General features: G+C 49.0%; 23 protein-coding genes and 1 other annotated feature. Of the genes, 8 read left to right on the top strand and 15 right to left on the bottom strand.

Annotated elements, in window-relative coordinates; all coding sequences use genetic code 11:
* The first annotated feature begins 121 nt into the window (after positions 1 to 121).
* A complete protein-coding gene (locus tag EDM21_RS14465; RefSeq protein WP_157336433.1) occupies positions 122 to 1,330 on the top strand; it encodes a hypothetical protein in 1,209 nt (402 codons plus the stop codon).
* Between the two features lie 61 nt (positions 1,331 to 1,391).
* Here EDM21_RS14465 and EDM21_RS14460 read toward each other — a convergent pair whose 3' ends face one another.
* Entirely contained in the window at positions 1,392 to 2,273 is an 882-nt protein-coding gene (locus tag EDM21_RS14460) for an AraC family transcriptional regulator (protein ID WP_157336431.1), read from the bottom strand.
* A 445-nt stretch (positions 2,274 to 2,718) separates the two neighbouring features.
* Positions 2,719 to 4,092 carry a hypothetical protein gene (locus EDM21_RS14455; protein ID WP_235918191.1) on the bottom strand — a complete coding sequence of 458 codons (1,374 nt, stop codon included), beginning with the start codon at positions 4,090 to 4,092 and terminating at the stop codon, positions 2,719 to 2,721.
* Between the two features lie 188 nt (positions 4,093 to 4,280).
* Between EDM21_RS14455 and EDM21_RS14450 the strand changes: the two genes are divergently transcribed.
* Positions 4,281 to 4,583, top strand: coding sequence for an aldo/keto reductase (locus EDM21_RS14450; protein ID WP_235918190.1), 303 nt, complete (start codon positions 4,281 to 4,283; stop codon positions 4,581 to 4,583).
* 93 nt (positions 4,584 to 4,676) lie between these two features.
* On the opposite strand, the gene EDM21_RS14445 is transcribed toward EDM21_RS14450, so the two are convergent.
* Complete coding sequence (locus EDM21_RS14445; protein WP_235918205.1) at positions 4,677 to 5,522, bottom strand: YndJ family transporter; 846 nt, start codon at positions 5,520 to 5,522, stop codon at positions 4,677 to 4,679.
* 362 nt (positions 5,523 to 5,884) lie between these two features.
* Positions 5,885 to 6,151, top strand: a binding site (T-box leader).
* A gap of 79 nt (positions 6,152 to 6,230) precedes the next feature.
* On the opposite strand from EDM21_RS14445, the gene leuA reads away from it, so the two are divergent.
* Positions 6,231 to 7,907 (top strand): 2-isopropylmalate synthase, encoded by a 1,677-nt coding sequence (gene leuA / locus EDM21_RS14440; protein ID WP_157336423.1) that lies wholly within the window; start codon positions 6,231 to 6,233, stop codon positions 7,905 to 7,907.
* Between the two features lie 70 nt (positions 7,908 to 7,977).
* Here the strand turns inward: leuA and EDM21_RS14435 are convergent, their stop codons facing one another.
* The 4 genes from EDM21_RS14435 to EDM21_RS14420 form a co-directional block, all read right to left on the bottom strand.
* A complete protein-coding gene (locus tag EDM21_RS14435; protein ID WP_157336421.1) occupies positions 7,978 to 8,655 on the bottom strand; it encodes an ABC transporter ATP-binding protein in 678 nt (225 codons plus the stop codon).
* A gap of 1 nt (position 8,656) precedes the next feature.
* On the bottom strand, positions 8,657 to 9,691 hold the full coding sequence (locus EDM21_RS14430) for an ABC transporter permease (RefSeq protein WP_157336419.1): 1,035 nt from the start codon (positions 9,689 to 9,691) through the stop codon (positions 8,657 to 8,659).
* 229 nt (positions 9,692 to 9,920) lie between these two features.
* The gene (locus EDM21_RS14425; protein ID WP_157336417.1) at positions 9,921 to 10,385 is read right to left on the bottom strand and encodes a phage tail protein; all 465 of its coding nucleotides are present in this window, start codon (positions 10,383 to 10,385) and stop codon (positions 9,921 to 9,923) included.
* A gap of 2 nt (positions 10,386 to 10,387) precedes the next feature.
* Positions 10,388 to 10,870 (bottom strand): GyrI-like domain-containing protein, encoded by a 483-nt coding sequence (locus tag EDM21_RS14420; RefSeq protein ID WP_157336575.1) that lies wholly within the window; start codon positions 10,868 to 10,870, stop codon positions 10,388 to 10,390.
* Between the two features lie 110 nt (positions 10,871 to 10,980).
* Here EDM21_RS14420 and EDM21_RS14415 point away from each other — a divergent pair, with 110 nt between their 5' ends.
* Both EDM21_RS14415 and EDM21_RS14410 read left to right on the top strand, forming a co-directional pair.
* Positions 10,981 to 11,943 (top strand): helix-turn-helix transcriptional regulator, encoded by a 963-nt coding sequence (locus EDM21_RS14415; protein WP_157336415.1) that lies wholly within the window; start codon positions 10,981 to 10,983, stop codon positions 11,941 to 11,943.
* Between the two features lie 536 nt (positions 11,944 to 12,479).
* A complete protein-coding gene (locus EDM21_RS14410) occupies positions 12,480 to 15,266 on the top strand; it encodes an S-layer homology domain-containing protein (protein ID WP_157336413.1) in 2,787 nt (928 codons plus the stop codon).
* A 318-nt stretch (positions 15,267 to 15,584) separates the two neighbouring features.
* On the opposite strand, the gene EDM21_RS14405 is transcribed toward EDM21_RS14410, so the two are convergent.
* From EDM21_RS14405 to EDM21_RS14370, 8 genes are all read right to left on the bottom strand, one after another.
* Positions 15,585 to 16,520, bottom strand: coding sequence for a nucleoside hydrolase (locus EDM21_RS14405; RefSeq protein ID WP_157336411.1), 936 nt, complete (start codon positions 16,518 to 16,520; stop codon positions 15,585 to 15,587).
* Positions 16,521 to 16,547: 27 nt separating this feature from the next.
* Positions 16,548 to 17,495 carry a nucleoside hydrolase gene (locus tag EDM21_RS14400; RefSeq protein ID WP_157336409.1) on the bottom strand — a complete coding sequence of 316 codons (948 nt, stop codon included), beginning with the start codon at positions 17,493 to 17,495 and terminating at the stop codon, positions 16,548 to 16,550.
* 20 nt (positions 17,496 to 17,515) lie between these two features.
* Positions 17,516 to 18,322 (bottom strand): energy-coupling factor ABC transporter ATP-binding protein, encoded by an 807-nt coding sequence (locus EDM21_RS14395; protein ID WP_157336407.1) that lies wholly within the window; start codon positions 18,320 to 18,322, stop codon positions 17,516 to 17,518.
* On the bottom strand, positions 18,319 to 19,179 hold the full coding sequence (locus tag EDM21_RS14390; protein WP_157336406.1) for an energy-coupling factor ABC transporter ATP-binding protein: 861 nt from the start codon (positions 19,177 to 19,179) through the stop codon (positions 18,319 to 18,321). Before EDM21_RS14390 ends, EDM21_RS14395 begins: the two co-directional genes overlap by 4 nt.
* Complete coding sequence (locus EDM21_RS14385) at positions 19,176 to 19,925, bottom strand: energy-coupling factor transporter transmembrane component T (protein WP_338043992.1); 750 nt, start codon at positions 19,923 to 19,925, stop codon at positions 19,176 to 19,178. Before EDM21_RS14385 ends, EDM21_RS14390 begins: the two co-directional genes overlap by 4 nt.
* Positions 19,926 to 19,969: 44 nt before the next feature.
* Positions 19,970 to 20,569 carry an ECF transporter S component gene (locus tag EDM21_RS14380; RefSeq protein ID WP_338043991.1) on the bottom strand — a complete coding sequence of 200 codons (600 nt, stop codon included), beginning with the start codon at positions 20,567 to 20,569 and terminating at the stop codon, positions 19,970 to 19,972.
* Positions 20,570 to 20,618: 49 nt separating this feature from the next.
* Complete coding sequence (deoD, locus tag EDM21_RS14375) at positions 20,619 to 21,329, bottom strand: purine-nucleoside phosphorylase (RefSeq protein WP_157336404.1); 711 nt, start codon at positions 21,327 to 21,329, stop codon at positions 20,619 to 20,621.
* A 140-nt stretch (positions 21,330 to 21,469) separates the two neighbouring features.
* Positions 21,470 to 22,915 carry a helix-turn-helix domain-containing protein gene (locus EDM21_RS14370; protein WP_157336403.1) on the bottom strand — a complete coding sequence of 482 codons (1,446 nt, stop codon included), beginning with the start codon at positions 22,913 to 22,915 and terminating at the stop codon, positions 21,470 to 21,472.
* 459 nt (positions 22,916 to 23,374) lie between these two features.
* Between EDM21_RS14370 and EDM21_RS14365 the strand changes: the two genes are divergently transcribed.
* From EDM21_RS14365 to EDM21_RS14355, 3 genes are read left to right on the top strand one after another with little or no spacing between them, the layout of a single operon-like run.
* Complete coding sequence (locus tag EDM21_RS14365) at positions 23,375 to 24,385, top strand: ABC transporter substrate-binding protein (protein ID WP_157336402.1); 1,011 nt, start codon at positions 23,375 to 23,377, stop codon at positions 24,383 to 24,385.
* A gap of 22 nt (positions 24,386 to 24,407) precedes the next feature.
* A complete protein-coding gene (locus EDM21_RS14360; RefSeq protein ID WP_157336401.1) occupies positions 24,408 to 25,403 on the top strand; it encodes a FecCD family ABC transporter permease in 996 nt (331 codons plus the stop codon).
* Between the two features lies 1 nt (position 25,404).
* Positions 25,405 to 26,226 (top strand): ABC transporter ATP-binding protein, encoded by an 822-nt coding sequence (locus EDM21_RS14355; RefSeq protein ID WP_157336400.1) that lies wholly within the window; start codon positions 25,405 to 25,407, stop codon positions 26,224 to 26,226.
* Positions 26,227 to 26,230 lie beyond the last annotated feature (4 nt).

Genomic DNA, 26,230 nt, shown 5'->3' with positions numbered 1-26,230 from the left:
TATAGTTGTTACGGAGAACCGGTGATGTAAGCTCAGTCGTCAAGGAAACCACGCATGGCATGAACCAATTTCTGCACTTGCCGAAATGACTTGATATGTAATAGAAGAAAGGATGATAGAAATGCCAGATGATAACCAAGCTCGTCCTTCCGCTGGTTCTGTTAGAGAAGCTGGCCGGTATCCTATCGACCTGACAGGTACTCGTAGTCACACCCTTGTTATTAAGCCCGGCGTGGGCAGTCTATCCATTGGACCGCCGCAATTGGGGAAGAAGGCAGACCTTCATGTCGCCCCTGATGCGCAAATCGATTGGACTGTATTCGATGTCTTTGCCACGCCGGCGGGCTCTCCCTGGCCGCGATTTCTGCATTATAAAGGCAGTGACGCAGGCTTCTTTGACTGGGCGCAGAAACGTCCCATTGAAGAGATGACATGGACTCCAATCCTGTCTGCAGATACGCTGGTGGATGCCAGTCAGTCCCATTTGCATGGCTTGCATATCGAGTTGGACCCGTCATGTGGGCTTCTAGGCCTGAAGCTTCCGAAGGGGGATTTCCGCCTGAGTGTGTCCGGCGATCTGTCACGCTTCTCGGCCGCTGGCGATATGCCGTCTTCTCTGACTCTATCGCCGCGCACCAGCCGGCGCAAGAATGATACCCCTTTCTTGCTGCCCGACCTGGGTGAGTTGCAACAGGTAACGAGCCTGACGCTCCACAACGCACCGCTGGGACAGCCCATCTCGTTGGAGTGTCTAGACCGGTTCCCAAACCTTAACTCACTGAGTTTGTGGGGGAACTTCTGCGACTTGGACTTATTGGCTCGTCATGTCCGGTTAACGAATCTGGAGCTGCGCTTCATGCCTGCTCTGGGAGACTTGCCGGCATTGAGCGCGTGGCCGCTGCTTGACAGATTTATCGCTTACAATGTGGAAGAGATCGCTGGCAAGCATCTAAGGCAGCAAATGAAAACACGAGCTAAAACCCGCCCGTGGACCGGCTATGCTTCAGTGAGCCAATTACGAAAGCCTGAGTGGTGGACGACCGAGTTCGGCAGTCCGTTCTCGGCCTGGCCTAAACATCTGGCCAAGCCGGCTAACGAAGCTTACAATGTTGCAAAGGCAGCCTTAGCAGGGGCCCGCAGCTTGGCCGATGCCGAGGCAGCCATTACCGCTTTCACCGTGCGCTTCAATACCCTCAAAGGCATCGAAACCACCGAACGGGAAGACCTTGGTGAAGCGGTATGGCAGCTCAGCCAGTCTGACCACCTGATTGGCCGGCCTATAACTGAGGAGATGGCTCAACGCTGGTTCGATGCAGCGCGCGATTACTGAATGAAAGCATACGCATGAAAAGAGCAACACGAAGTGGCAGTCACCCGTGTTGCTCTTTGTTCTAAGATGCAGACTTGTTAACGACAGGAATCCAGACTTCCATTTCATACATGTCGTTACCGCGATCGTAAGTCATTTCAAACTCGGGACCGTTTGCGAATTCGTAATTAGAGCTCGGAAACCACTCCCCCCAAATACGCCTCCACAATTCATGAATACCGCTCTGTCCGTCAGGGTAGAGGCCAGTCGCGAAAATCGCGTAAGTCTGAGGGGGGATATGAAGCTTTTCAAACTCTCCCGGCAAGCCGCTTTGGGGTAAAAAGTAACCGATCATATAGGAAAATTTCCCGCCATGGTTATTGTACAATACCGAATGAAGCTGGCCATTTTCCCCCAATCCCGCGGCGGCACGAATTCGATCGACGGTTCCATCGGCAACACACTTGGTCCAAAATGCAGGTATTTCAACAAACGGTTGTTCAAATGGATCTCCAGCGTCATTGATTACAGTCGCAACGCCGAACATTTCAAAAGCTTGTTTTTCCTCGATTCTATAGTTCATTTCCACATCTCCCCGAATTGAAATATGAAAGGATAACCGAGGATAGGCTTTGAGTGAAACGCCTTTGTCGCGCGCTGACATGGGCATCACACCATGCATTTTTTTGAACGCTCTGGAAAATGCCTCGGGTGATTCGTACCCGTACTTCAAAGCGGTGTCGATGACCTTTGTACCGCTTTGCTGTAGTTCGAAAGCGGCAAGGGTCAGCCGCCTGCGCCGAATGTACTCTGAAAGCGGTACACCGGTGATAAACGGAAACATCCGCTGGAAATGGTAAGTGGAACAGCAGGCGATTCTAGCTACTTGATCGTAATGAATTTCTTCAGACAAGTGTGTTTCCACATATTCCATTGCGTTATTCATGCGGTCCAGCCAATCCATTCAGATTCCTCCTTTCAAGATTGAATTATAGGGGATGGCGGGAAATGGTACCTTGCAATCCTTGCACAGAAATATCATGTTCGATATTGCTTTAATAAAATCCTCTAAATACGTATGGATGTATTTACTGTAATCTACCTTGCTACAACTTGCCGTTACAGACTTCGCGGTGAGCGGTATCATAAGTAGGGCAAGGTTTTTGAGGAAAAGCTTGCAGGAGGCTGTATTTGCAGCATGCGGACCATAGGATCGGAGCTGGGCAGGTAACACTCCGGGTTGGTTCTAGCATCATGAGGCCTTTGTGTTTCCGGAGTTGACGGCGCTCTGGGAAAGCGCAGTGCCTATCATAAATAGGCCCAAGGAGAACCTCCTTGGGCTTTAAATTTTATTCATAGCAACGTTAGTAATTATGTTGATAAGTTCTCCAGTGGAGAGCGAGACTCTGTCAGCGAAGTGCGTAACCGGCTACCCGGTCGGCCAACTGCTGGCTGCGCTGCTCCGGAGTCACGTAGCGTGTATCGGACGGCAAAACACTACTCAGGTCAGCAAGCTTCACGACCTGTGTCTGTACGGACGGTCCACCTGTTGCAGGCGTTGTATCCGGCAGGTTCTGCCAGCGAACCATAATCGTTCCCTCATGCAGCCCTACAGGGTCAATCCAGTTGGCTACGCCCGGGTCTTGAACCGATACTACAAACGTATAGCTGCCGTCGGCATTTGGCGCTGCCTGAACGTTATTAAGACTTGATTGATGATGGATAGGATCTACGGTTACCATCCACGGGTCTGTAACCGGAAACACTACATAACCTGCTCCTCCGGTTACTACCCTTGCGACCAGCGCTTCATCATCCGCCAGTTTGAAGTGGCCGAACGAGCTGGCCTGCGTGACCAGCGTGCCTAATGTGGATGATGAGGTCGGACTGGACAGTGTATTCACCGGATTGGTGTGAGTCTTTATGCCCAAAGCACCATAACCATAATCGATAATCGATTCCTGTAGATTCGCCCAGGCTTCGGCAGCAATGGTCAGCTTACTCTTGGGCGTACGCTGGATGCCGTCGGGCAGCCGCTCTACCGTAAGCGCATCAGGCGTTTCGGTATTCCAATTGCCAAGGTTATTGCGGACGAACAACTGCACAGCTGCGCTCGTGGACTGTATATGGTTGGTACGTCCATTGGCCGGATTGCTATCTACAGTGATGATGTAGCTGCCGTCCGCATTCACTACTAGATCTTTACCGGACAAATAGGTGATGGTCTGCTGCGAATTGGGGTTGCTGATCAGCGAGAACGTTACATCGGTAGGACCCGGAAAAGTACGTTTTCCACGAATGATGTACTTGGACGAGCCGTCAATCGGGATGGTACGGTAAATATTGTCCGGGTTATCATAAGAATACCGTCCTCCCGGCACGTTCAGACCAAGCCAACTGCGTGGCGGGGTGTTTAACCAATATACTTTGGGGAAATACGGATCGTTGTTGACCGCTTTCTGAATTGCGCTGAACGCGAGCTCGTTGATTGCGTTATTGAGACGGCTCTCCGCTTCTAGGCTCAATGAGCCGCCGTAGGCGAGCTTGTACGCCGCCTTGGCTTGGGCTTTCAGCAAAGGATAACTGTTGCTCTGATTGATCTGAATGCTTAGTGCATCCAGTTCCTGTTGATCTGTGGTCGCCAGCACCGACGTAGACGCTTGAGCGTCCTGCACCGTTACGGAGATAAAGGACACGAAAACCAGCGCGCATAGCCCCATTTTAAGCAACCGTTTATGAAGCTTTCGAAAAACGTTCCGCTTTTTCTGTAAATGAATATTCATATTAGTTAACATGCTCCCTCTAAATAAATTTTTTACAACGCTAAAAGAGGCATACTTTGTTCACCCACATTAGTAGGATCAGCATGCCTCTGGTTAACCAGTCAGTGTATTCATTTAAATTTAATATAACAGATTCCTTTGGTTTAATTTATATTATTCCTACAGGTTTTGTCAACAAAAAAATTCGATTGAATTTTATAGGTCTTCTAGTATTTCCGGTTATTGATACGCTTCAGGATATTGCGGCAGCACGCAAGACGACGGTAGCCGGGATCGCTCTTGCTTGGGTGCTGAATCAGAAAGCCGTAACGAGTGTCGTTATTGGTGCCAAACGACCCGATCAATTACAGGATAACCTTGCGGCAAGCGGGATTGTTCTAACAAGCGATGAATTGCTCAGACTGGATGAGGTCAGCCGCATACCGGTCGAGTACCCGGCATGGCCATTCTTGGAAGGCGATGATTCTATCGTGAGGAAGCAGGCGAAATAACTAACTAGAGGCAAAAATAGATCGTCGGCGGCCCAATGGCTGTCGACGATCTGTCTTGCCTTCGTAAGCTTAGGCAGAGTCACGCAGTGATCATCACCCGTGCTGCCCGCTGTTCTGAACGTTAGATTTCAAGAACACCCATCCGATCAGCCCGCATAAAACGAAACCAAACGCATAAAGTGATCCGTAAATCGGAATAAAGTCGAGTATGGTTAGGGAGAACAGGTTTTTCAGTAACGGATAGCTTAAGGAAATAACGACAATCGTGTAAAAGGCGATGCAAGAAATGACTAAAAAGAAGTTAGCCTTATTGTGTAAAGAGTTTTTCCTCAAATAAGCTAGCAGATAAGTGGTGTAAATCGCAATATTACAGGCGAACAAGGTGACGCCAATGTACTCAATCGGCTTCGAGAAAATCATACCGACAGCGATCAGAATGGGTCCAATGATATCGATGGCGACGATCCAGGGATACCAGCTTTTCTTAGTCATGATCCGACCCAGCATACCGATAAAAATCGGAACGATTGCAGATGAGAAATGAAAATGGACCGAACTCAGGCCGTGTTTGTCAGGATTAATTTGGAACATGTGAAATTGATACTGATACAGGGTGAACCAAATACCCCCGATAAAAAAGTAAACGAGCCCCGCGCCAATCGCTATTTCCTCTATTTTCCCCTTGTGATTGACAATAACGGTCAGACCATAGATGCAGAGCAGCAAGGTAAACAGCAGCCACCCGAGGGAGAGAACACCTGATATGGCCGTGCTTCCTGGGGTCCATGTCTTGCTGCTCATTACAGAGGCTAAGGCAAGGAGTGCTGCGGGAAAATAAAGCAGCTTAATAGCCTTATAAAGAATCCTTTGATGTTTATTCTTTTCGTCATGGTTCAAAAGTAAAATTACAAGAGGTACAAGGACGAAAGCCGCAAACATGAGGAATTTTTCAATAAGATTAAATGCTAAATAGTCTAGAAGAAATATAAGGATTGTTAGGATCCCGCCAAGAATCGTTGGTAATAAGGATGCTTTCATTACTTGCCCCCAGTATGCTATTTATGAATGTTCATTCGTATGTGAAGCTTGTCTATTTATAGTGGGTAGATCCTTTTTATAGTAACACATTTTGTGAGAATCGAACTCCCTCTATACGAGGAAAACGGCGCTTTACTTGGAAAAAAGCGGATGGAGTAATCGAGAACGAGCTTCTAGGGATAGCGGTCAACCACCTAGGAGGCATCCATTTACAAAAAAGGCAATTGACAACGAGGCGCAGGTGTTATAGCATGGCTTTAATATCCAATACGTTGAAAAGGAATAGTACGCTTTTCTAAGCGCTCAGAGAGCTGTTGGTTGGTGCGAAACAGCCGCGAGGAAGAATGGAACTCACCTTGGAGTTGCCCGCTGAACCAGTGAAGTAAGCGGAGCCGGAATCCTGACCGTTATCATCAGGAGGATATGAGGTTACCGGTAAGTCCGGAAACCCATATCCGCAGAGTGCATGCCGTCTATGGCGTGAATTCGGAGTGGTACCGCGTAAGATGTCACAGTCTTTCGTCTCTGTTAATGGAGACGGAAGGCTTTTTTGCGTTATGCCTGCCCTCTAATGACCCGTGTCAAAAAATGATGGAAGGATGGATACCCATGAAAAACGTTGAAAAATACGCCAGAGGATACTTTATGCCGCAGGAGGCAAGCCTGAAATGGACCCGCAAGGAATATATTACAGAAGCCCCGATTTGGTGCAGTGTCGATCTGCGTGATGGAAATCAGGCGTTGATCGTTCCGATGAATTTGGAGGAGAAGCTGGAATACTTCAAAATGCTGGTGGAGATCGGGTTCAAGGAAATCGAAGTCGGATTTCCTGCAGCATCGGAAACGGAATTCACCTTCTTGCGCACATTGATCGAGCAGGATTTGATTCCGGATGATGTAACGATCCAAGTGCTTACCCAATCGAGGGAGCATATTATCCGCAAGACCTTTGAATCACTGAAAGGTACAAAAAAAGCAGTCGTACATTTGTACAACTCGACTTCTGTAGCGCAGCGGGAACAAGTATTCCGCAAATCGAGAGAGGAAATTATCGACATCGCCGTGAAAGGTGCCAAGCTGCTCAAGGAGTGCGCGTTTGAAACGGAGGGGAACTTTCAGTTCCAGTACTCGCCGGAAAGCTTTACAGGTACGGAGATTGATTTTGCGCTGGATATTTGCAACCAAGTGCTTGAAGTATTGGAGCCGACGGCGGAGAATCCGGTCATCATCAACCTGCCTGCAACGGTATCCATGTCGATGCCTCATGTTTACGCTAGTCAGATCGAATATATGAGTGAACACTTGAATTACCGGGAGCATGTCATTCTATCCCTTCACCCGCATAACGACAGAGGCACGGGCGTGGCCGATGCCGAGCTGGGGATGCTGGCGGGAGCCCAGCGTGTAGAAGGCACGTTATTCGGCAACGGGGAACGGACGGGGAACGTAGACATTGTTACGCTGGCCCTGAACATGTACTCGCACGGGGTAGATCCTAAGCTGAATTTTGAGAACATTCCGGCAATCCTCTCCGTTTATGAACGGGTGACCAAAATGAGAGTGAGCGAAAGACATCCTTACGGCGGCGAGCTTGTGTTTACAGCTTTCTCCGGTTCGCATCAGGATGCGATTGCCAAGGGCATGAAATGGCGCGAAGAGAAAGAGCCGCAGCATTGGTCGGTTCCCTATCTGTTGATCGATCCGCTGGATATCGGCAGACAATACGAAGGCGATATTATCCGCATCAACAGCCAGTCAGGCAAGGGCGGAATCGGTTACGTGCTGCAGCAAAAGTATGGCCTCGATCTTCCCCAGAGCATGCGCGAGCACTTCGGGTATTGCATCAAAAACGTATCCGATCAGCAGCAAAAAGAGCTGCTCCCGGACGAAATATACGACATTTTCAATAAGGAATATGTAAATATTAATACACCTACCGAGCTGGTTAAATATCGGATTAACGAAGAAGAAGATTTCCAAACTACCGTGGTTGTGAGCACGGATGACGGAGTTAAGGAAATTACAGGTACGGGGAACGGTAGGCTTGATTCGGTCAGCAATGCCCTGCAGGCTTATCTTGGATTGGAATACAGCGATCTGGTCTACAAGGAGCACGCTTTGGAAATAGGCTCTAAATCGCAAGCGGTCTCTTATATCGGGATTAAGGCCTCAGACAGCAAAGTATATTGGGGCTGTGGCATTGACGTTGATATTCTGACCTCTTCTATCAAGGCTTTGTTTAGTGCTGTGAATCAAATGAGCCGGAATATGAACAAGAACAATTAATTCCAGCCGCGCCAGTCATCGTACCACATAACCAAAAGAAGCACCCTCATATTATGAAGGTGCTTCTTCGTTATTGAACAATCAATCCGTCTTTCATCGTGATGACATGGTCTGCATAAGAGAGCATTTCTTCATCATGTGTCACGAGTAAGGTTGTAATGTTTAATTCTTTCGTCAGATTACGAATGATTGCCATGACATCCTTGGATCTTGTGGAGTCTAGACTGGCGGTGGGCTCATCGGCAAATAGCATTTTTGGCTTGTGGATGATGGCACGGCCAATCGCAACCCGCTGTTTCTCCCCACCTGACAATGAGGCTGGATAGGCGTCTTTGCGATGGTCCATTCCGACCAGCTTGAGTATCTTCATGACTTCTTCCTTTTGCTCGCGTTTACTCATGGTGGTCTCTGACACATTAAGCATCAGCATGAGTTGATCTTCTACGGTAAGGAAGGGCACGAGATGAGAGGATTGGAAAATAAATCCGAACTGACTGGCGCGTATTTTACGAATCTCTTCCTGCGTCATGTCGGCCATGTTCTTTCCCTCGAAAATGATTTGTCCCCCGGATGCGCGCTGAAGACCTGCAGCGATCGTAAGAAGTGTGCTTTTCCCAGAACCTGACGCACCTACGAGAGCCGTTATTTCTCCCTGTTGCTGAGTAAGGTTGATTCCGTTCAATACTTGTTCGTTGACTTCGCCATTCGTAAATGTTTTACGGACGTCTTTTATTAGGAAGGTAGTCATATTAGATATCTCCTTGCTGTATGGCTTGCAGCGGCTCAACTTTGCGAATTTGAAGTCCGGATAGTGTTGCACCGATAAATCCAATAATTAAGAATAAGATCGACAATGTGAGGGTTGTCCCAATCGTCAGACTAAAAGGCATGCCTTCTGGAGCGATCATATTAAAGCCCTGACTGAGTGCGATGGATAATACAAGTGCGATTACGGTGATGAAAAACATTTGCGTCCACATCATACGGAATAATGTGCTTGTTTTTACACCGATTGCTTTCAAGATCCCGTATAGTCCGATCTTCTGCACATTCATCATATAGAAGAAAATGGCAAACAACATGCCGCTAATGGCGACTAAGAACCAAATAATCATATTAAGAGACATTTGTTCTGCACTATAACTCGCAATGGTATTCAGAAACTGTTTATTTGAAAAAGATTGTAATCCTTCAATAGACGGTGATTGATCCTGCCCTGGTATGAAAAGCAGCTGCATCGTGTTCACGCGGTAAATTTCTTTATAGTTATCCATATGGATAAAAGCAACGGGTGCGTGGCTGTATTTCTTCTGGTCGGCAAATCCGATGACTTTAAATTCCCCGCTGAACTGATTGTTTGTCAGTACATCTCCTACTTGTATGCCGTCTTTCTCTAAAGAACGATCTAAGACAATTTCTCCCGGATTCACGTTCTCGAACAATTTCGATTCGGTTGATGTTACAAAAGCAACGGAGTGCTGCTTGTCCTCCGCGTCATTCACAAATCCCATCTGAATGGAAAGTGCAGCTGCATCCTTATGTTCCTGTAGGATGTTCTTTTGTACATCTGGATCTATTTTGGAGAGATTGTACGTTTCATTGGCTTGCTCATTCATATAGAATTGACCGGCGGGCAGATCCTTGATTAACGCTGCATTATCTTGTGATAAACCATTGGCGAGTCCCGATATGATAAAGGTTAAAAAACTAACTAAAAAAATGATGGAGCCTAAAATAACAAACTTCGCTTTACTCTTCTTGATTTCTTTCCATGCCATATTCATTACTCTGCCTCCCTTTCTTTGTTGCACTATGAGCATACAATTGCAATATGAACTGAGGATGAACGGAGTATGTACGGATTATGAACGGAGAATTACCTATTGAACAAAAGCAAAAGAGCAGCTGCAACGAAGCAGCTGCTCTTTCTTTTTCACAATGGTAGGATGGGTGATGACTTAGGAACTTAGGGGTACCGGCAAGTTGTGTGTATAGACCCGGTTGTTGCTTACTTTAATAGTCCCCTTTTATTACAAAAAACGAGCCCCGAATGGTTCCGGCCAGTTTAGACTTTTGCCGGGCAAACTTAAACTTCCCTTCTAATTCCTGTGGTACCTCCATTCCCTCCGACAGTTTAAAGCCAACAGCACGCTTCTTGGGGTCATCGACCGTATACATGACGTTAACCTCAAGTCCATCCTCATAAATGACGTAGGCAAATTGAATGTTGTCCACTTGAAAACGCGACGTTTCCAAAGGTTTGGCCGCAAACTCGATATCACGTTCTTCTTTCAAAATCCGGTTCACGTAATGGAGGGTCTCCTGGCTTTCGCCAGCCGGTACAACCGTAAATTCATGCTTGTATTTGTTCATAAAATACCGGGCTTCATTGGCTCGTAAACCCGCAAGCGCTTCTGCTACAGGTGAAGACTCTAAACCGACCGCAGACACATTTTTAAAATCAACGATATAGGGCATGTTCACCCCTGCCTGACAACAGGAATCCACATTTCGCCAACAAATAAGCCGTTCCGCTGTCCCATCTCAACCGTTGCATTGGGCCCGCCGACATAGGCAAAATCTTTTGCTTCCGGCAAGACTTGTCCAAAGGCAATGCCAGTGAGCGTATGACTCAACTCCTCAGCCGTCTTTCCTTCCCCTTTAACAACGAGGTATTCTCCCTCAGGAAATTGGATAACCCGGGTTGCTTCTGGTAACGATGCTTCTGTCATGACGCCGGCATAGTACATCATCTTGTTATTCACCGCTTCGCTCACGGCAAAGATATAATCATTGGCAGCAACGGCCTTTAAAGCGTCAAGTCTTCCATCTTGTTCCACCGACTCCCAAAAGTCTGCCTTCTCTTTGTTTATACCGGCATAGTCTGTGTAATGGCTCTGAAGCTCCGTTCCGATACCCAAAACGATAAAGCTGTTCTTTTCTTCCAGTGTATAATTTGTCATATTCAATCCCGTCCTTTTTCTTGAAATTATTTAATGATTTGTCTTTTCACTTGATGAGTTTATAATAGCCTTAAATCATGTCAAAAAGTGATACTGTTTAGGGGGCCCCGATGAAAAAAGTGGAACGGATTAACATCATCATGCGGTATATCAACAACCGTGCCAACTTTACCATTGCTGAAATCATGCGGGAATTTAATATTTCTCGTTCGACAGCTATTCGAGATATCCGGGAAATTGAAGCCATGGGGATGCCGCTTGTCGCTGAAGTTGGAAGGGATGGGGGTTATTTTGTCATGAATAACTCTGTCCTGCCCACGGTCCGCTTTACCGATAATGAGATTAAAGCTCTTTTTATTGCTTTTATGGCCACAAGAAATCAACAACTCCCTTATTTAAAGAGCCGTCAGTCTTTAGCCGAGAAATTACTGGGCCTCATTTCGGAAAATCAGCAGGATGACCTTGTTCTTTTAAATGGAATCTTGCTTTTTGAAGGAAATAACCCCCATAATCCCGACCTGCTTGATCTGTCAGATTTACCCCATCCTATGTTAGAAAAACTCATTCAAACCCTTCTTTTGGACCGCTATTTATTGGTTTCTATCCAAGAGGAGAAGGAAATAAAGTCTTATCCCATTTATCTCTTGCATCTTTATCGTGAAAAAAGCCAGTGGCAAATTGAAGGTTTGGACTTAAAGGATGAGAAAAGAAGGATTTTCGCTGTCGACAATCTCACCGATGTCAAACCATACCCTGCGACTAAAAGATTAAGTAAGAAAAAGATTTTAGAGAAACTAAGTCAGCAGGAGGAAGCCATTAACGTGGTCCTTGAGCTCGGTCCGAAGGCAATCGCCCAGTTCAAAAAATATCATCCTTTGAAAGTTTCGATTGCCTATACGAATCCTTACCAAACTACAGCCATTCTAAAGACCTATATCAATGTCCATCAGCCCGAAGAATTGACCGAAATCATAAATTGGCTGCTTTTCCTGGGCGGGGATATCAAGGTCAGGGAAGTGCCTGAAGAGATCCTGGCAGTCTTGCAAGAGAGATTAGGTTTATTCTGCCCATGAGCAGGGCTGGTTAAAACCCAAATAAACTTGGGCTTGGGCGATGGCAGCATGTTTCAAGCCGGTGGCCGTCGCAATTACACATCCAGCGAGTTGCTGCGGCCATTCCAACAGACAGCTAACTACGCGGGAATGATATATCGGCAGCCCTTTGCGGTGGGTAATATCCGCGAGGTGAGTGAGGAACTGCTTGAAAGTTATGCAGGGGAATACGCAGATTATGTAGAAGGCCAAACTTCCAGCGACCCAGCGGATATGACTCCCTTTTCTCCAAATAAAACGAGATCCACCGCTCTAAACTAACGAAAACCTCCAGGTTAATAGGGATCGCTGACTACTCCATGGTCAGCGGTCTTTTTTTCGCGCGCTAGAAAAAAGAGTTAAAAAATGGAGCTTTTTAAGAAGGATCGTGTTAATTTTTTGTCGAATTTTTTGTCGAAAAAAAGAAAAAAAGCTAGAACAAAGTCGTATCGACTCCTGATATATACACCTATGAGTGTCATATATATCTACTTAGATTAAGCCGAGGGGGATGTTACTTGAAAGAAGGAAGGTTAAGATCGATTTTCGCTTTGTTGTTGTCGATCGTATTGCTGCTGCCAACACAATTCGCTTATGGTTTGGCTGATACAAATGAAGGGGGCTTATACAATTTTACATTGGCGCTCAGTGAGATCGACAAGAACGGCGACAACACTAGCACCATTGTTGAAGAAGCTCCATTACAGGGTGGTAAGGTGTCCGTTAACGGACAGGAATACACAACGGATGAAGCAGGCGTCGCTGTAGCGGCTTTGTCCAACGGTACTTATTCTTTCTCGATCTCCAAGGATGGCTATCAGGGACAGACGGGAACGGTTACGATAAGCGGAGGCCCTCAGACTCTGAAAAGGGTATTGGCTCCGATGTCGCCGCCGAGCGTCAAGCTGGCTCCAGTAGGCCAAATTACTACGACTTCCGCCAGTGTCGGCGGGAAGGTGACGAACGACGGCGGGGCGGCTGTGACCGAGCGCGGTGTCGTGTACAGTACGGAACGTAATTTTACGGCGGAGAACGGTACAAAGGTAATCGCAAGCGGCACGGCCGGACTGAATGAAGTTTTCATGTCCACATTGTCCGGGCTACTCCCGGATGGGAACTACTACTATTTCCGTGCTTATGCAACCAACAGCGTAGGAACGGGTTACAGTGAGGAATTTTCCTTTTATACAAAACGGACGGAACCGACGGTGACCACATCGGTATATACCGCCACGGTGACCTCCGTATCTGCGACCGTATACGGCAATGTGCTGAGCACCGGCATATGGCCCCTGGTTGAGCGCGGTATCGAGGTGAAGACACAATATCCGACGATGAAATCAACGAAGTTTCCTGTGGCAGGTACAGCCGGTGAGTTCAGCGTATCCCTGACTGACTTGCAGCAGGGAGTGAGATATAACGTGAGGGCCTATACAAAGTCATCTCATGGTTACGACTACGGAGATGAATTGGCATTCGATACAACACCGAAGGAGCCAGAGCTTACGACTGAGCTTCATACCGTAGATTATATGAATGTCGTGTTGGGCAGCAAAATCAAGTCTATCGGCAGCAATGTGACGATGATCCGGGATAGCCATAACAGCCGTGGATTTGTTCTGGATACAAACCCTAATCCGACGCTTGAAACGGGTATGAAGATTCGGGCGGGCTACGGAGAACCGCATAAAGAATTCGTAACGTATATGAAGGCGCAGGAGCTTGCCAAAGGAAAGACGTATTATGCGCGCTCTTTTGCAACGAACGATGAAGGTTTGACAGGCTACGGCAATGAAGTTTCTTTTACGACGGTAAGCCTGGCCCCGGCGGTAACGACAACGGAAGCTTCGCTAATCACGGCGACAACCGCTACCATTGGCGGTAACGTGACCGACGACGGCGGTGCCCCTGTTACGGAGCGTGGCGTAATATACAGCACAGACTCGAGCCTCACCGTCAATAAGGGTACGAAAGTGACGGCTGCAGGCACGACAGGCGAATTCAGCGTGCCTATAACCAATTTGACGCCTAATAAGACCTATTACATGCGCGCCTATGCGATCAACAAAAACGGAACGAGCTATGGCGCTGAGAAATACTTCGAGACACTGGCAGGTGCACCGGCACCTAGTCCAACGCCAACGGCACCTCCGACGACACCAGACGTCAAAGCGCCGACATTAACGACAATAACGAGTACGCTCAATCCTTCCCAGCAGGGACAAGCGGTGACATTTACGGTGAAAGCAGCTTCACATCCGCAGACGTCCGGTACTTTAACCGGAACGGTAGATCTTATGGATGGCGCTTCTTTGTTAGATACACTCACGTTGGAACCTGTAGGCATATCGAATGGATATGCGAGGGCAAGCTACACGGCAAATGATTTAAGTGTAGGAGAACACACGATTACAGCAGTTTACCATGGAGACAGGAATTTCGCCGGAAGTACATCCGCTGCATTCATTCAGGTCGTCCAGGGAACGACGAGCGGCCCAGGCGGCAATGGCGGTAACGGTGATCCGGATGACGATGATCAGGAACCATCCTCTCCACCGGCTGAAGAGAAGCCGGAGCCTGCTCCACCGGTATCACCGGAAGTGAGTCCGACACCTGTTCCACCAGCGCCAACACCAGCACCGGAAGAGAAGCCGACACCGGCTCCGGCACCGGAAGACGAACTTTTCAAGAAGGACGTCTTCAAGTCCGGCAAGAATGTCGTAGAGGACATACAGGCCATGATCAACGAAGCGGTTAAAAACCCGGCACCGGCGTTTACTCCCGCAGACACGAAGAATCACTGGGCCGAGAAGACCATCGATATTTTCTTGAAGCTGAATATTATTTATGGCTATGAGGACAACACCATTAAACCGAACCGGGAGATATCCCGCGGGGAATTCGTGGCGATTCTTTCCCGTATCTTCGACGTCGGGGGCACCAATCCGATCGGTTTGAACGACGTAAAAGGTCACTGGGCACAAGAGGCTATCGAGAAGTTTGCGCAAGCGGGAATCATCGGCGGATTCGGCGACGGAACATTCCAGCCTAATAGATTCATTACCCGCGAAGAGATGGTCGTGATCCTGTCCCGGATCGTTAATCTGCAAGGGGCGGGCCATACGGGTGATTCGAACGCCGATCCGATTGATGCGGCTGCTCAGGCAGGTATCATTGAGGGCAACGGGGACGGGAAGTTGAACCCGGGCGGCACAGCTGTCCGTGCAGATGCGCTGCAACTGATCCTGAATACGTTGAAACTCAACTCAAGTATTAAGACGATGCTTGAAATCATGGCGGACTAACAGGCCGCTAAACCATTATTTACAGGTACAAAAAAAGCGTCCCGATTCTATTCGAAATGGAATAGATCAGGGCGCTTTTTCTCTTTATTTCGTCGGAATGTTATGCCCGCCAGGTTAAGGGAACTTAGGGAGGCGGACGAATATAGACCTGATTCCCTTGCACTAATCATAATGAGGTAGTGATGCGGCCCAATATGGAGCAGCAGAAGTCTCTACAATTCCCTGCCTTGCGGATGCATACCGGGACCGAACCGCTGTTGCTGGCGGACAAAAAAGAGTGAACGCCGGGTAGGGGTACGTTCACTCTTATGCTGCCGTTTATATCATCAATGTCTGGATAAAATGCTCCTGGAACCGCTTGGCGTCGACACCGGTGCAGACATCGACGTTCGGCCGGTCGGTACAGCGCGGACGCAGATCGGCAACGGTTCGGCCATAGGAGTGGATACCCTCCAGATCAACCTGGAGGGCCATCGGCTGAACCTCGACCAGACTCGGATCGATTGCAACGGCTACCGCCAACGGATCATGCAGGGCGCAGCCTTCCCGGCCGCTGTAGGCTTGCCGGTAACCTCCGATATAGTAGGAGGTAATGTCAGCCAAGAAGCGGGTCAGGTCCGAATCCCGCTCCCTCCATCGCTGAACATCCTCCAGGCCGAGCTCGGTCTTCATGGTCACATCCAGCCCGACCAGCGTAATCGGAGCTCCGGATTGGAAGACGAGCTGGGCTGCTTCGGGATCGGAATATACATTCGCTTCCGCATGCATCCGGCAGTTGCCCGCTGCGCCCACGGCTCCGCCCATCACGATAATCTGCCGCACCAGCGATATAATCTCGGGAGCATGCAGAATGGCCGCGGCCAGATTGGTCAAAGGGCCGACACAGATTAGCGTCACTTGCTTGGGGTATCGCCTGATTTGATCCACCATGAAAGCCGCCGCGGGCGTGGACACGGGCTTGCCCTCCGGATCGGGGAACGTCAAGTCGCCGAGTCCTTTCTCGCCATGAAATTGAGCGGGATAAGCTCTCATAGGGGGATGGAATAATGGGGCGGCTTCACCCGCCGCGACAGGAATCCCGGTTGCTCCTAACCGTTCCAGTACATGAAGCGTATTGCGTGTTGCGCAGTCCACCGGTACGTTTCCGAAGCAGGTTGTAATCCCGATGACATCCAGAGCCGGGGACCGGACAGCGTAGGCAATCGCCAGCGCATCGTCAACTCCTGTGTCCACATCCAATAATACTCGGTGCATGAATCATGTACCTCCTTCCTTTAGCTGTTATGAAAGTACCGTGCGAATGTAATGCTGAAGGAATTCTTCTTCACGGACCTGCATGCAGACGGAGGCATTGGTCCGTGACTGCGGATGTCTGAAGTCGACCAGCGTCGCTCCCGAGGATACCGGCCCCTTAGTCTCGATATAGACATAATAGTCCTTCATCTCCACAAGGGAAGGATTCTCCACGACAGCCAGTGCCAGCGGATCGTGCATCAGCCGGTATTTCCCCTCGTTCAAGCGCTCGCTTGCCTCGAAGCTGAATGTGAACATATGATGCAGGAAGGCTTGTAATTCTGCCTGTTCATCGGTAAAGCCGTTCATGAGCTCATGATAATGAGCTTGGCTGAATTTGGCTTTTGAGGTCACGTCTAAACCTACCATCACAATCGGAATCCCGGATTCAAACACCCGGTGCGCCGCTTCCGGATCTCCATGAATGTTGGCTTCGGACACGGGCGTCGTATTGCCGGGCACCTGGATGGCGCCTCCCATCAATACCAGCTTCGCCTTCTGGGCGATGGAGGGGTCCTTGGCGAGCGCCAATGCCAAATTGGTCAGCCTGCCGGTGAATACCAGGGTAATGTCATGTGCTTGTTCCCGCACCTTCCGCACGATAAAATCGGACGCCTTCTCGGCCACCGGCAGCTGGCGCGACTCAGGCAGTTCATAGCCCGCCAGGCCGTTTGCCCCATGAATGGCGGTTACGTTCTCGCGGCGTGGGCGAAACAAAGGAGCGTCCGCTCCCATGGCAACCGGAATCCCGTAAGGAGGCTGCACCAATTCCAGCACCCGCAGCGTATTCTCCGTCGCCTGCTTCACATCCACGTTGCCGAATACCGTTGTAATGCCTTCTATGTGCAGCTTATTCGATTTAACGGCGAAGATCAGCGCCAGGGCATCATCCACGCCGGTATCCACATCCATCAGGATGTGCTTCACCTGCTCCATATCGTCACTCCCTTGTTCCCTCACTTATGTTTGGCAAGCTCGTCCGCAAGCTCCGGTATTGTCAGGATATTATGGCCGATACCCAGGGAGTAGCCGAGCCTGCTGATATGCGGCTGCTTCAGCATCGCCTGTTCCAGCACATCCAGATTCCAGAAGATGGCCCGTTTATCGTCATCCGCAATAACTTGCCGGTTCGCCATGACGATGACCCGCTGGAAGTTGTTCACGACGAATTCCATATCATGCGTGATCGTGATGATGGTTTTTCCTTCCCCGCTTAATGTCTCAATCAGACGGGCGAGTGTCTTCATGGCCGGAATATCCTGCCCTGCTGTCGGCTCATCGAGAATAATGACACTGGAATCCATCGCAATCACGGAAGCAATGGTTACGAATTTACGCATGGAGTAAGGCAGATTGTACGGATTTTCTTTAAGAAACGGGACGACGCCAGCGAGCTCCGCCGCTTTCATGACGTTCGCTTTGACCTGTTCCTCCGGAAGACCCAGCTTGCGGGGGCCGAATTCAATCTCGCTGTACACATCGTTATGGAAGATCTGATCGTCCGGGTTCTGGAACACATAGCCGACCTTTCTCGATATTTGAGCGGTCGTATAATCACGCGTATTCCAGCCATCGATGACAACATCACCCTCGGAAGGCTTGAGCAGCCCGTTCATCATCTTGACGGTGGTTGTTTTACCCGCCCCGTTCTGGCCGACAATCGCAACCGATTCGCCCTTACTGAAGGACATGTTGACTCGGTCCACCGCTTTGTAGCCGTTTGGGTAGGCAAAGGAAACATTCGTCAAAGTCAGGAAGCTCATACTTTAACCCCCTTATTCATCCATGTCTTCACGGCTTTGATGGCTTCTTGTTCCGTTAACGGTATGCTGCCCAGATCCATCTGCCGCTTGCGCATTTCCATGCCGAACAGCGAATATTGGGGAAGAGCGGCCCCGAACGCAAGTGCACGCTCATCGGTAAGAATTTCATTCGTGTTTCCTTGCATGGCCACTTCACCTTCGTTCAGCAGGATAATATAATCCGCATATTCGGCTATCAGCTCAATTTTGTGCTCGACGAGAATGATGGTTTTTCCCTTGTTCTTCATCAGTTCGATAATCTTGAACACATCTTCGGTTCCCTTCGGATCAAGCTGCGAGGTAGGCTCGTCAATCACCAGTACGTCGGGCTCCATGACGATGATGGAAGCGAGGGCGACCCGCTGCTTCTGACCGCCGGAGAGCTCGAACGGGTTTTTATCCCGCAAATAATCGATCCCCAGCATGGTGATAACTTGATCCACCTTCTCCACGATGAGTCCGGGTTCCATACCGAGATTTTCAAGGCCGAATGCAATCTCTTCGAACACGTTGTCCTTCACGCCGCTAATTTGTGTAAAAGGGTTCTGGAAGACATAGCCGATTTTCTGGGCAAGCTCGCCCAGTTCCCATTCGCGGATATCCTTACCATCAATCAGCACCTCTCCGCGCAGATCCCCTTTATAGAAGTGGGGAATAAACCCGCGGATGACATTGCACAGGGTCGTTTTCCCGCCTCCGTTGGCACCTACCAGTGCGTACAGCTTGCCTTCTTCAATGGTTAGGTTCACGCCCTTGAGTGCATCTGACTCGCTGATCGGATATTGGTAGGATAAATTCTTGATGGTAATTATACTCATAGCGCAACTCTCCAGATAATTAGGATAGCAAGCAGTACAAACAGCAAAATTTGAACCAGCCGGTCATACTTTGTTTTCTCCAGTTTATAGATGCTGCTTTTTTTGACATTGGCCGAGAAAGCTCTCGATTCCAGCGTCAGTACCCGTTCCTCCGTACTTGCCACCGATCCGAGAATAAGTGGACTAAGTGTGGGCAGGAAGGCCTTCACGCGGACAAACAGCTTGCCTTCGGTTTCAACGCCTCTTGTTTTTTGTGCGTCCATGATGACATGGGTCAGTTTTTTCATCTCCGGAATAAGCTGGAGTGTGGATAAGATGACGTAGGTTACCTTGGGCGGCAAGCCGATCTGTTCCAGCGAATAAACCAAATCTTTAACCTTGGTAATTCGGAAGAACAAAATGAATGCCGATGCTATCGCCACGATTTTGGATGTCAGAAACAGGGCGAACTCAATTCCTTCCCGCTTGATGGAGAAGATGCTCCAACTCCACAGGATGTCATTGCCGGGATAGAAAAAACTTTGCAGAATAAAAATGAACACTACAATCATCAGCAGAGCTTTAATCGTCAGATTGGAAAATTCCTTGAAGCAGCCGGCAAAGTAGGCCAGCATCATACAAATCGGCAGAATCGCGTAGCTGAACCCGTAGCCGGGTACAATAAAAGCAGCCAGACATAAAGTCATGGTAATCATAAACTTGCTGGTTGGATAAAGACGGGTCAACATGAACCGGTCATTATTCACTAGAACCTCCTCCTTCTGAAAGCGCATTCACTATGGATTCCATCTCATTTCTTTTTTATGAAAATCGCGCCGTAGTTCAGCTTGGACAAGTATCTCGGGGACATCTTCATAACGATGAGAAAGGCAATAACGTTGCTGATGACTTTGTCGAAGCTTTCCACCAGAATTTTGGTCGAGAATACCGCCGTCCAGATCTTCTGTCCGGAAGCCAGGAATGTAGCGACCACGGCATCGGAGGAGTTGCCGGTCGCTCCGCCGAACATCAGTACCTGGATCGGAGATGCAACGATCAGTACGGCCAGTACAACGGCAAATGAAGACAAGATCACTTTCCACAGCTTCGTATACATGCCTTTCATGGCCAGCAGGCCGACCACCAGACCAACGGCCATTTGTACAGGCGTAAATGCGAACGAGACGGGGTTCGTTATTCCGACAACGAGATTGGTGCTGGCCCCTGTAACCATTCCGACCCAAGGACCGCCGATCATGGCTGTCAGTATCGTTCCGATGGTGTTCAAGTAGATCGGCAGCTTGAGCAGCAGCACAATTTGAGCACCGACAAAGTTGATCGCGATCCCGATAGGAATTAATAAAATGGCCAGCAAAGAAAAATCATATTTAAGTCCGCGTTTAATTCCCACTGCTTATTCCCCCTAGAGCATAGTTTGTCATAAAGCGATCCGTTAAAGATTATTCGTCAGCCAGGATAGTATGGAGCGCGATCTCAACCATGTCATGGAAGGATTTCTCGCTGTCATGATGGGACGAGCGTTCATTAGTCAGCAGATGACTGCCTACCGTTAATATGGACAAGGCTTTTACGCCGTATTTGGCAGCCAGCGTGTACAGGGCGGCACTTTCCATCTCAACCGCAAGTACTCCAAAATCCATGAATTTATGAAGGCGGTCATAAGTTTCCCTGTAAAATTCATCGGAATTGTATATATTTCCGACAAAGGTATTCGCTTGCTTATCCTGAGCCAGTTGATAGGCTTTGCTTAACATGCCATAATCAGCTGTCGGCGCGTAATTGCAGCCATAAAATATTTTTTCCATCAGATTGCTGTCGGAAGATACGGCTTGGGCCAGTACGATGTCGCGGACCTGAAGCTCTTTTTGCATGGCGCCGCATGTACCGATGCGGATCAGCTTTTTGACCCCGTAATCTTTAATCAGCTCTGTAGCATAAATACTCATAGTCGGGTTGCCCATTCCCGTACCTTGGACAGAAACCCGAGTCCCTTTATAAAGGCCGGTGTACCCGTACATGCCTCTCACTTCGTTATAACAATACGCTTCCTCTAAAAAGTGTTCGGCTACAAACTTGGCCCGTAAAGGGTCGCCGGGCAGCAACACATGTTCTGCGATTTCTCCTTGTTTGGCTCCTAAATGTATACTCATCGGGCTCCTCCTGCTTACTGGCTTCCCTTTTTAGGAAAGCGCTTTATTTTCTTCTGTCTTCATCATAGTAAGAATCGGAGGGAGAACCAAGACCAGAATGTTACGGAGCTTAACGGAAAAATGCAACCATGCGCTGCGGGCTATATTAATTCCTGGCGGATATTATCCAGATCCCGTTTGGTCGGTATCGTGGAAATGATGACCACGGGTACCGTAGTCAGCTTAACGGGAAACGTACTGATCACAAAATCAATACCATGCTTCTGAATTATTTCATCCGTAAGACCTTCCATAATGGAAGTGTTGATGATCAGCTCGTCACCAATTTCGTTCTTGATGAGCGTCGCTACGTAATGGCGGATAGAGAATTCCTCGCCGATCAGCAAAAAAGCCTTTTTGCTTTTGTACCGCAAGCTGGAGCTGATCAATAGCGTCAGCTTGGTCAGATGATAGTCGTTATACAGAATAGCGGGATACCGCTGTGCCCATTTCTGCATGCAGGCCTGCACGCCTTGGTACAGGGGACGGCATTCTCTTTGTACATATTCGGTGAGGCTGCTTGTCGAGATCGCTGTCATATCGGGAAGCGCATTCTCCAGCCGCAGCTTCTCGAAGAATTCTCCGATTTCCCAGATGAACCGATCGGTCCTATCAATAGCAGGGTAAGCGGCAAGGGCCAGCATGAGGAAATGATTGACGATTTGATATTTTTCCTCCTGGATCTGTACGAGATTCGTTTTCTCCATCGATACCATCGTTCTGATCTTCGCGTCATCATAATAGTTATACTGGCTCAAACTAAACATAGCCTGAAGAAAACGGATTTCGTCCAGCGGCAAATGAATGGAATAACGGTGCTCAAGCGTTCGTGCCAGGGCGGTAACGGAAGAGTGGAGCATGCTGCTCTCCCAGTCGTATTGACCTCTGGGAACGTCCGCATGTTTGTCCTGCAGCACTCTCGTAATAACGATGGCGGCCAGGAAGGATAAGCTTCGTTTGGCATTGAGGAAATACACGATATCATTCTCCGACTCGACTGTCGTGATATATTCGTGGATTTGAGCCTGGTCCATGCCGGGGAACGGCCAGCCGGAGAATTCGTAAGCATCGTAATACAATTTCAAGTAAAAATAACGGATATTAATTTCACTGCCCTTGACCTCAGGCATGGAATACGCGATACGCAAATGGTATGGCTTCAACTCATGGTTGTTTAACCGGATAATGAGTTTCTTCAGCGAGGAAGCGCTCATATACAGCTTGTCGGCCAGCTCTTCGAGTGAATAGCGCCCTCCCTCGGCGAAAAGCAAATCGAGCAGCCGATAAAAGGTTCTCTGCCTGTATAGGGAGGAAATGACTTCGCCGATCGCCACATTCCGTTTTTCGTAATGGAGAATGACGCCTTTGCCCCGGGAAATCTCAATATGAATCGAAGGAGGTAACTCCTGCTTGGTTTCGTCGATAATTTTACGGATCGTTTTGTCTGAGACGCCAATCTGTTTTTCAATCTCGGCCAAGGTAAACCATCGATATTCAGAATCGAGCAGCGTCAGCAGCTTTAGTGTCAATAGAAATTCCTTTTCCATGCAATTGTTCTCTCCCTTTCCGAAAGAATCGGTTAGATGTTAGTTGTCTCACAAGTTGATAAACCTAAAAAGGGGGTGGAGTGAACATATTTATAAACCGCCGGGTAAATCATTTTAGAAGTCTTCTCGTTCGCAAGGCTTACAGTCGTGTACTTTTCTTATTTTAATAGTTATTCCCAAGGACAGGTGTCCTTATCTGTAATCGTAATGGGCTTTGGAGTTTTAATCAATCGGCAGATCAAGAACGGGGAAGTCCTCCGGGCAAAAAATCTGGCCTGCTGCATCATTAAACCAGACGTATTCCGCTGTTCCGCGGATACAGATTGTCGGTGAGATCAGCGGCTCCTTTTAACGGATAAAATAACACCCAAATAAAATTCCTTTGCATGGAAACTTTATATATGATAGTCTAGCTTAAGTTGAGAATGATTATCATTATTAAAGGGGTAGAATAACAGTATGAATTCAGCGTACAAAAAAGCATCGATTCTCCTTGTATCCATCCTTGCTCTTAATATCTTGGCAGCCTGCGGCAGCAACAATCATGCATCACCGGCATCCAGCCCTGCTGCGGGTCAATCTGCCAGTCCTTCCCCTACGGCTCCGGCAAGCGGACAATCTGCCGCCTTAACCGTTGATGAAACGAAAGCGAAGGAGCTTCAAGCTAAGTTCGGCGACAAGAAGCCGGAGAAAGTTGTCGTCACTTCTGTCGCGCTTGCCGAGATGCTCGATGTGCTCGGAGTCATGCCGGCCGGCATACCTACTTCGAAGACGGCTCTTCCTGCGGCATTCGAGGGTGTCACTCCGATTGGTTCGGCGCTTAAGCCTGATGCGGAGATCATTGCCAGCCTGAAACCGGATGTCGTGTTAGGTCCGAAATCGATCGAGGACAGCCTGAACAAACAGTTGGGCTCCGCAAACCTCAATTTGCGCTATCTGCCGACTGATTCGCTTGAAGATTTGAAGCTGTCCCTGGTTGTACTCAGCCGTGTGTTCGGCCAAGAAGAGAAAGCAAGCGCGCTTATCGAGCGTCTGACACAAGAAGAAACGGCAGCAGTCAAGCAGGCGGAAGGAAAAGCTGCGCCGAAGGCTATGTTCCTGTTCGGATCGGCGGAATCGTTCATGCTGATGAATGAGAGCACGTTCCCTGGCAGTCTGGCCAAAAAACTGGGAGCAACGAACATTGTATCAGCGACGCTGAAAAGCAAGGAAACTTACGTGCCTCTTGATATGGAAAGCGTCGTAGCGGCCAATCCGGACGTCATTCTGCTTGTCGCGCACGGAGACCCGGAAGCGGCTAAGAAAGCGTTCGAGGAAGACGTGAAGAAAAACGGTGCATGGGAGAAGCTGAATGCTTTCCGGAACAACCGTGTTGAAGCGCTCGATTACAACTTGTTCGGTGTAGCTTCCATCGTGAAAGCTCCTGCTGCCTATAAAGAGATAGCAAACAAGCTATTCCCGACTAACTAACAGCAACCGGAGGAACAAGAAGATGAAATCCGCGACATTGCGATCGTCTAGTAAAGTTATCGAGATCATCACCTTTGTACTGCTAGTGATCGTTGTTATCGTCTCGATTGGTCTCGGTAGTGTCAAAATCCCATTCGGAGAGCTGCTCAGTACGTTATTGGGAAATTCAACGGGCCAATACGACACGATTATGTGGGATATCCGTATTCCTCGAGTGCTGCTGGCGCTCTTCATTGGAGCTAATCTGGCTATCTCCGGAGCGATGCTTCAAGCGGTTATGAACAATCCGCTTGCAGATCCCGGTCTAACCGGCGTGTCGAGCGGCGCTGCCGTAGCCGCATTGTTCATTCTGCTCGTTATGCCCGGGCTGAGCTCTATGCTGCCGATTGCGGCAATTGGCGGTGGCGCTATTGCTTCGGCCATGGTTTACCTGCTCTCATGGAACAAGCGAGGCATCACGCCGATTCGTGTTATTCTGTCCGGTGTTGCCGTGAACGCTATTTTCGGCGGCTTTATCGGTCTCATGTCGATTCTGTACAGCGACAAGCTCCCGGGCGCACTGCAATGGCTGAACGGCAGTCTGTCCGGCAAAGGCATGGGGGACGCCCTGACGATCGTTCCTTACTCGGCCGTTGGCTGGATAGCCGCATTCTTCTGCATCCGCAAAGCGAATACGCTGCGGCTCGGGGAGCAAGTGGCTGTCAATCTGGGGGAGAGTATGACCAAGGTTCGGATTCTACTCTCTCTCGTGGCGGTCTATCTTGCGGCCGTATCCGTATCTGTCGTCGGCTTAATCGGTTTTATCGGTCTCGTTGTACCGCATATGGCTCGTATTTTCGTCGGATCTAACTACAGCCGGCTAATCCCCATGAGTCTTATGCTCGGCGCGATCGTTCTGGTGGTTGCCGATACGGCGGGGCGAACGTTGTTTGCTCCGCTGGACATACCAGCGGGAATCATTATGGCGATTGCGGGTGGTCCGTACTTCTTGTATCTGATGCGCAAAGGAGAGGTTTGACATGATCGAGGCACAGTCCGTCGCCATCAAGTATGGTGGGCGAACGATTATAGACAACATCACGCTGCAAGTGCAAGAAGGCGAGATCGTATCCATTATCGGTCCTAACGGGTCAGGCAAGTCAACGTTACTCAAGAGCATGTCCCGCTTGATTCCGTGTGAACGAGGCTGCGTCCGTATCGGCGGACAGGAGATAGGCACGCTTAGCAGCAAGCGAGTCGCCCAACTGCTCTGTATGCTCTGTCAGGCCAATCAGACACCTGCGGATATGACCGTTGAGGAACTCGTATCTTATGGCAGGATGCCTCATAAAAAATGGTACGAGCGGCTTGATGCAAGCGACCACGAGGTCGTTGATTGGGCGTTGGAACGCACGGGGCTTGTTACTTACCGCGAGCGATTAGTCGGTTCGCTTTCGGGAGGCGAAGCCCAGCGGGCATGGATCGCCATGGCGCTGGCGCAACGGCCGAAAATCCTGATGCTTGATGAACCGACCACCTATCTCGATATTGCACACCAGCTCGAAGTGCTTGAACTGATTCGTTCGATTAATCGGGAGTTAGGTATTACCGTCGTGATGGTCTTACACGATCTGAACCAGGCGAGTGCGTACAGCGATCGGATCTGTGTGCTCCGGGACGGCAATCTGACGATGACCGGCAGTCCGAAGCAAGTGTTGACGCCCGAGCTGATCCGGGACGTATATGGCGTTGAAGCGGAAGTTACGCTTGACGCTGCGGACGGAAGTCTGCGTATCCATATCCATAGAAGAACCGAAGTTACGAGTGCTCGTGCGCAGCTGACTTCCCCACCACTATACTAGGAGG

Source organism: Paenibacillus lutrae, assembly GCF_009757775.1.
Classification (GTDB): Bacteria; Bacillota; Bacilli; order Paenibacillales; family NBRC-103111; genus Paenibacillus_F; species Paenibacillus_F lutrae.
The sequence above is the reverse complement of the archived record's forward strand: the minus strand, read 5'-3'. Positions and strand labels throughout refer to the sequence as shown.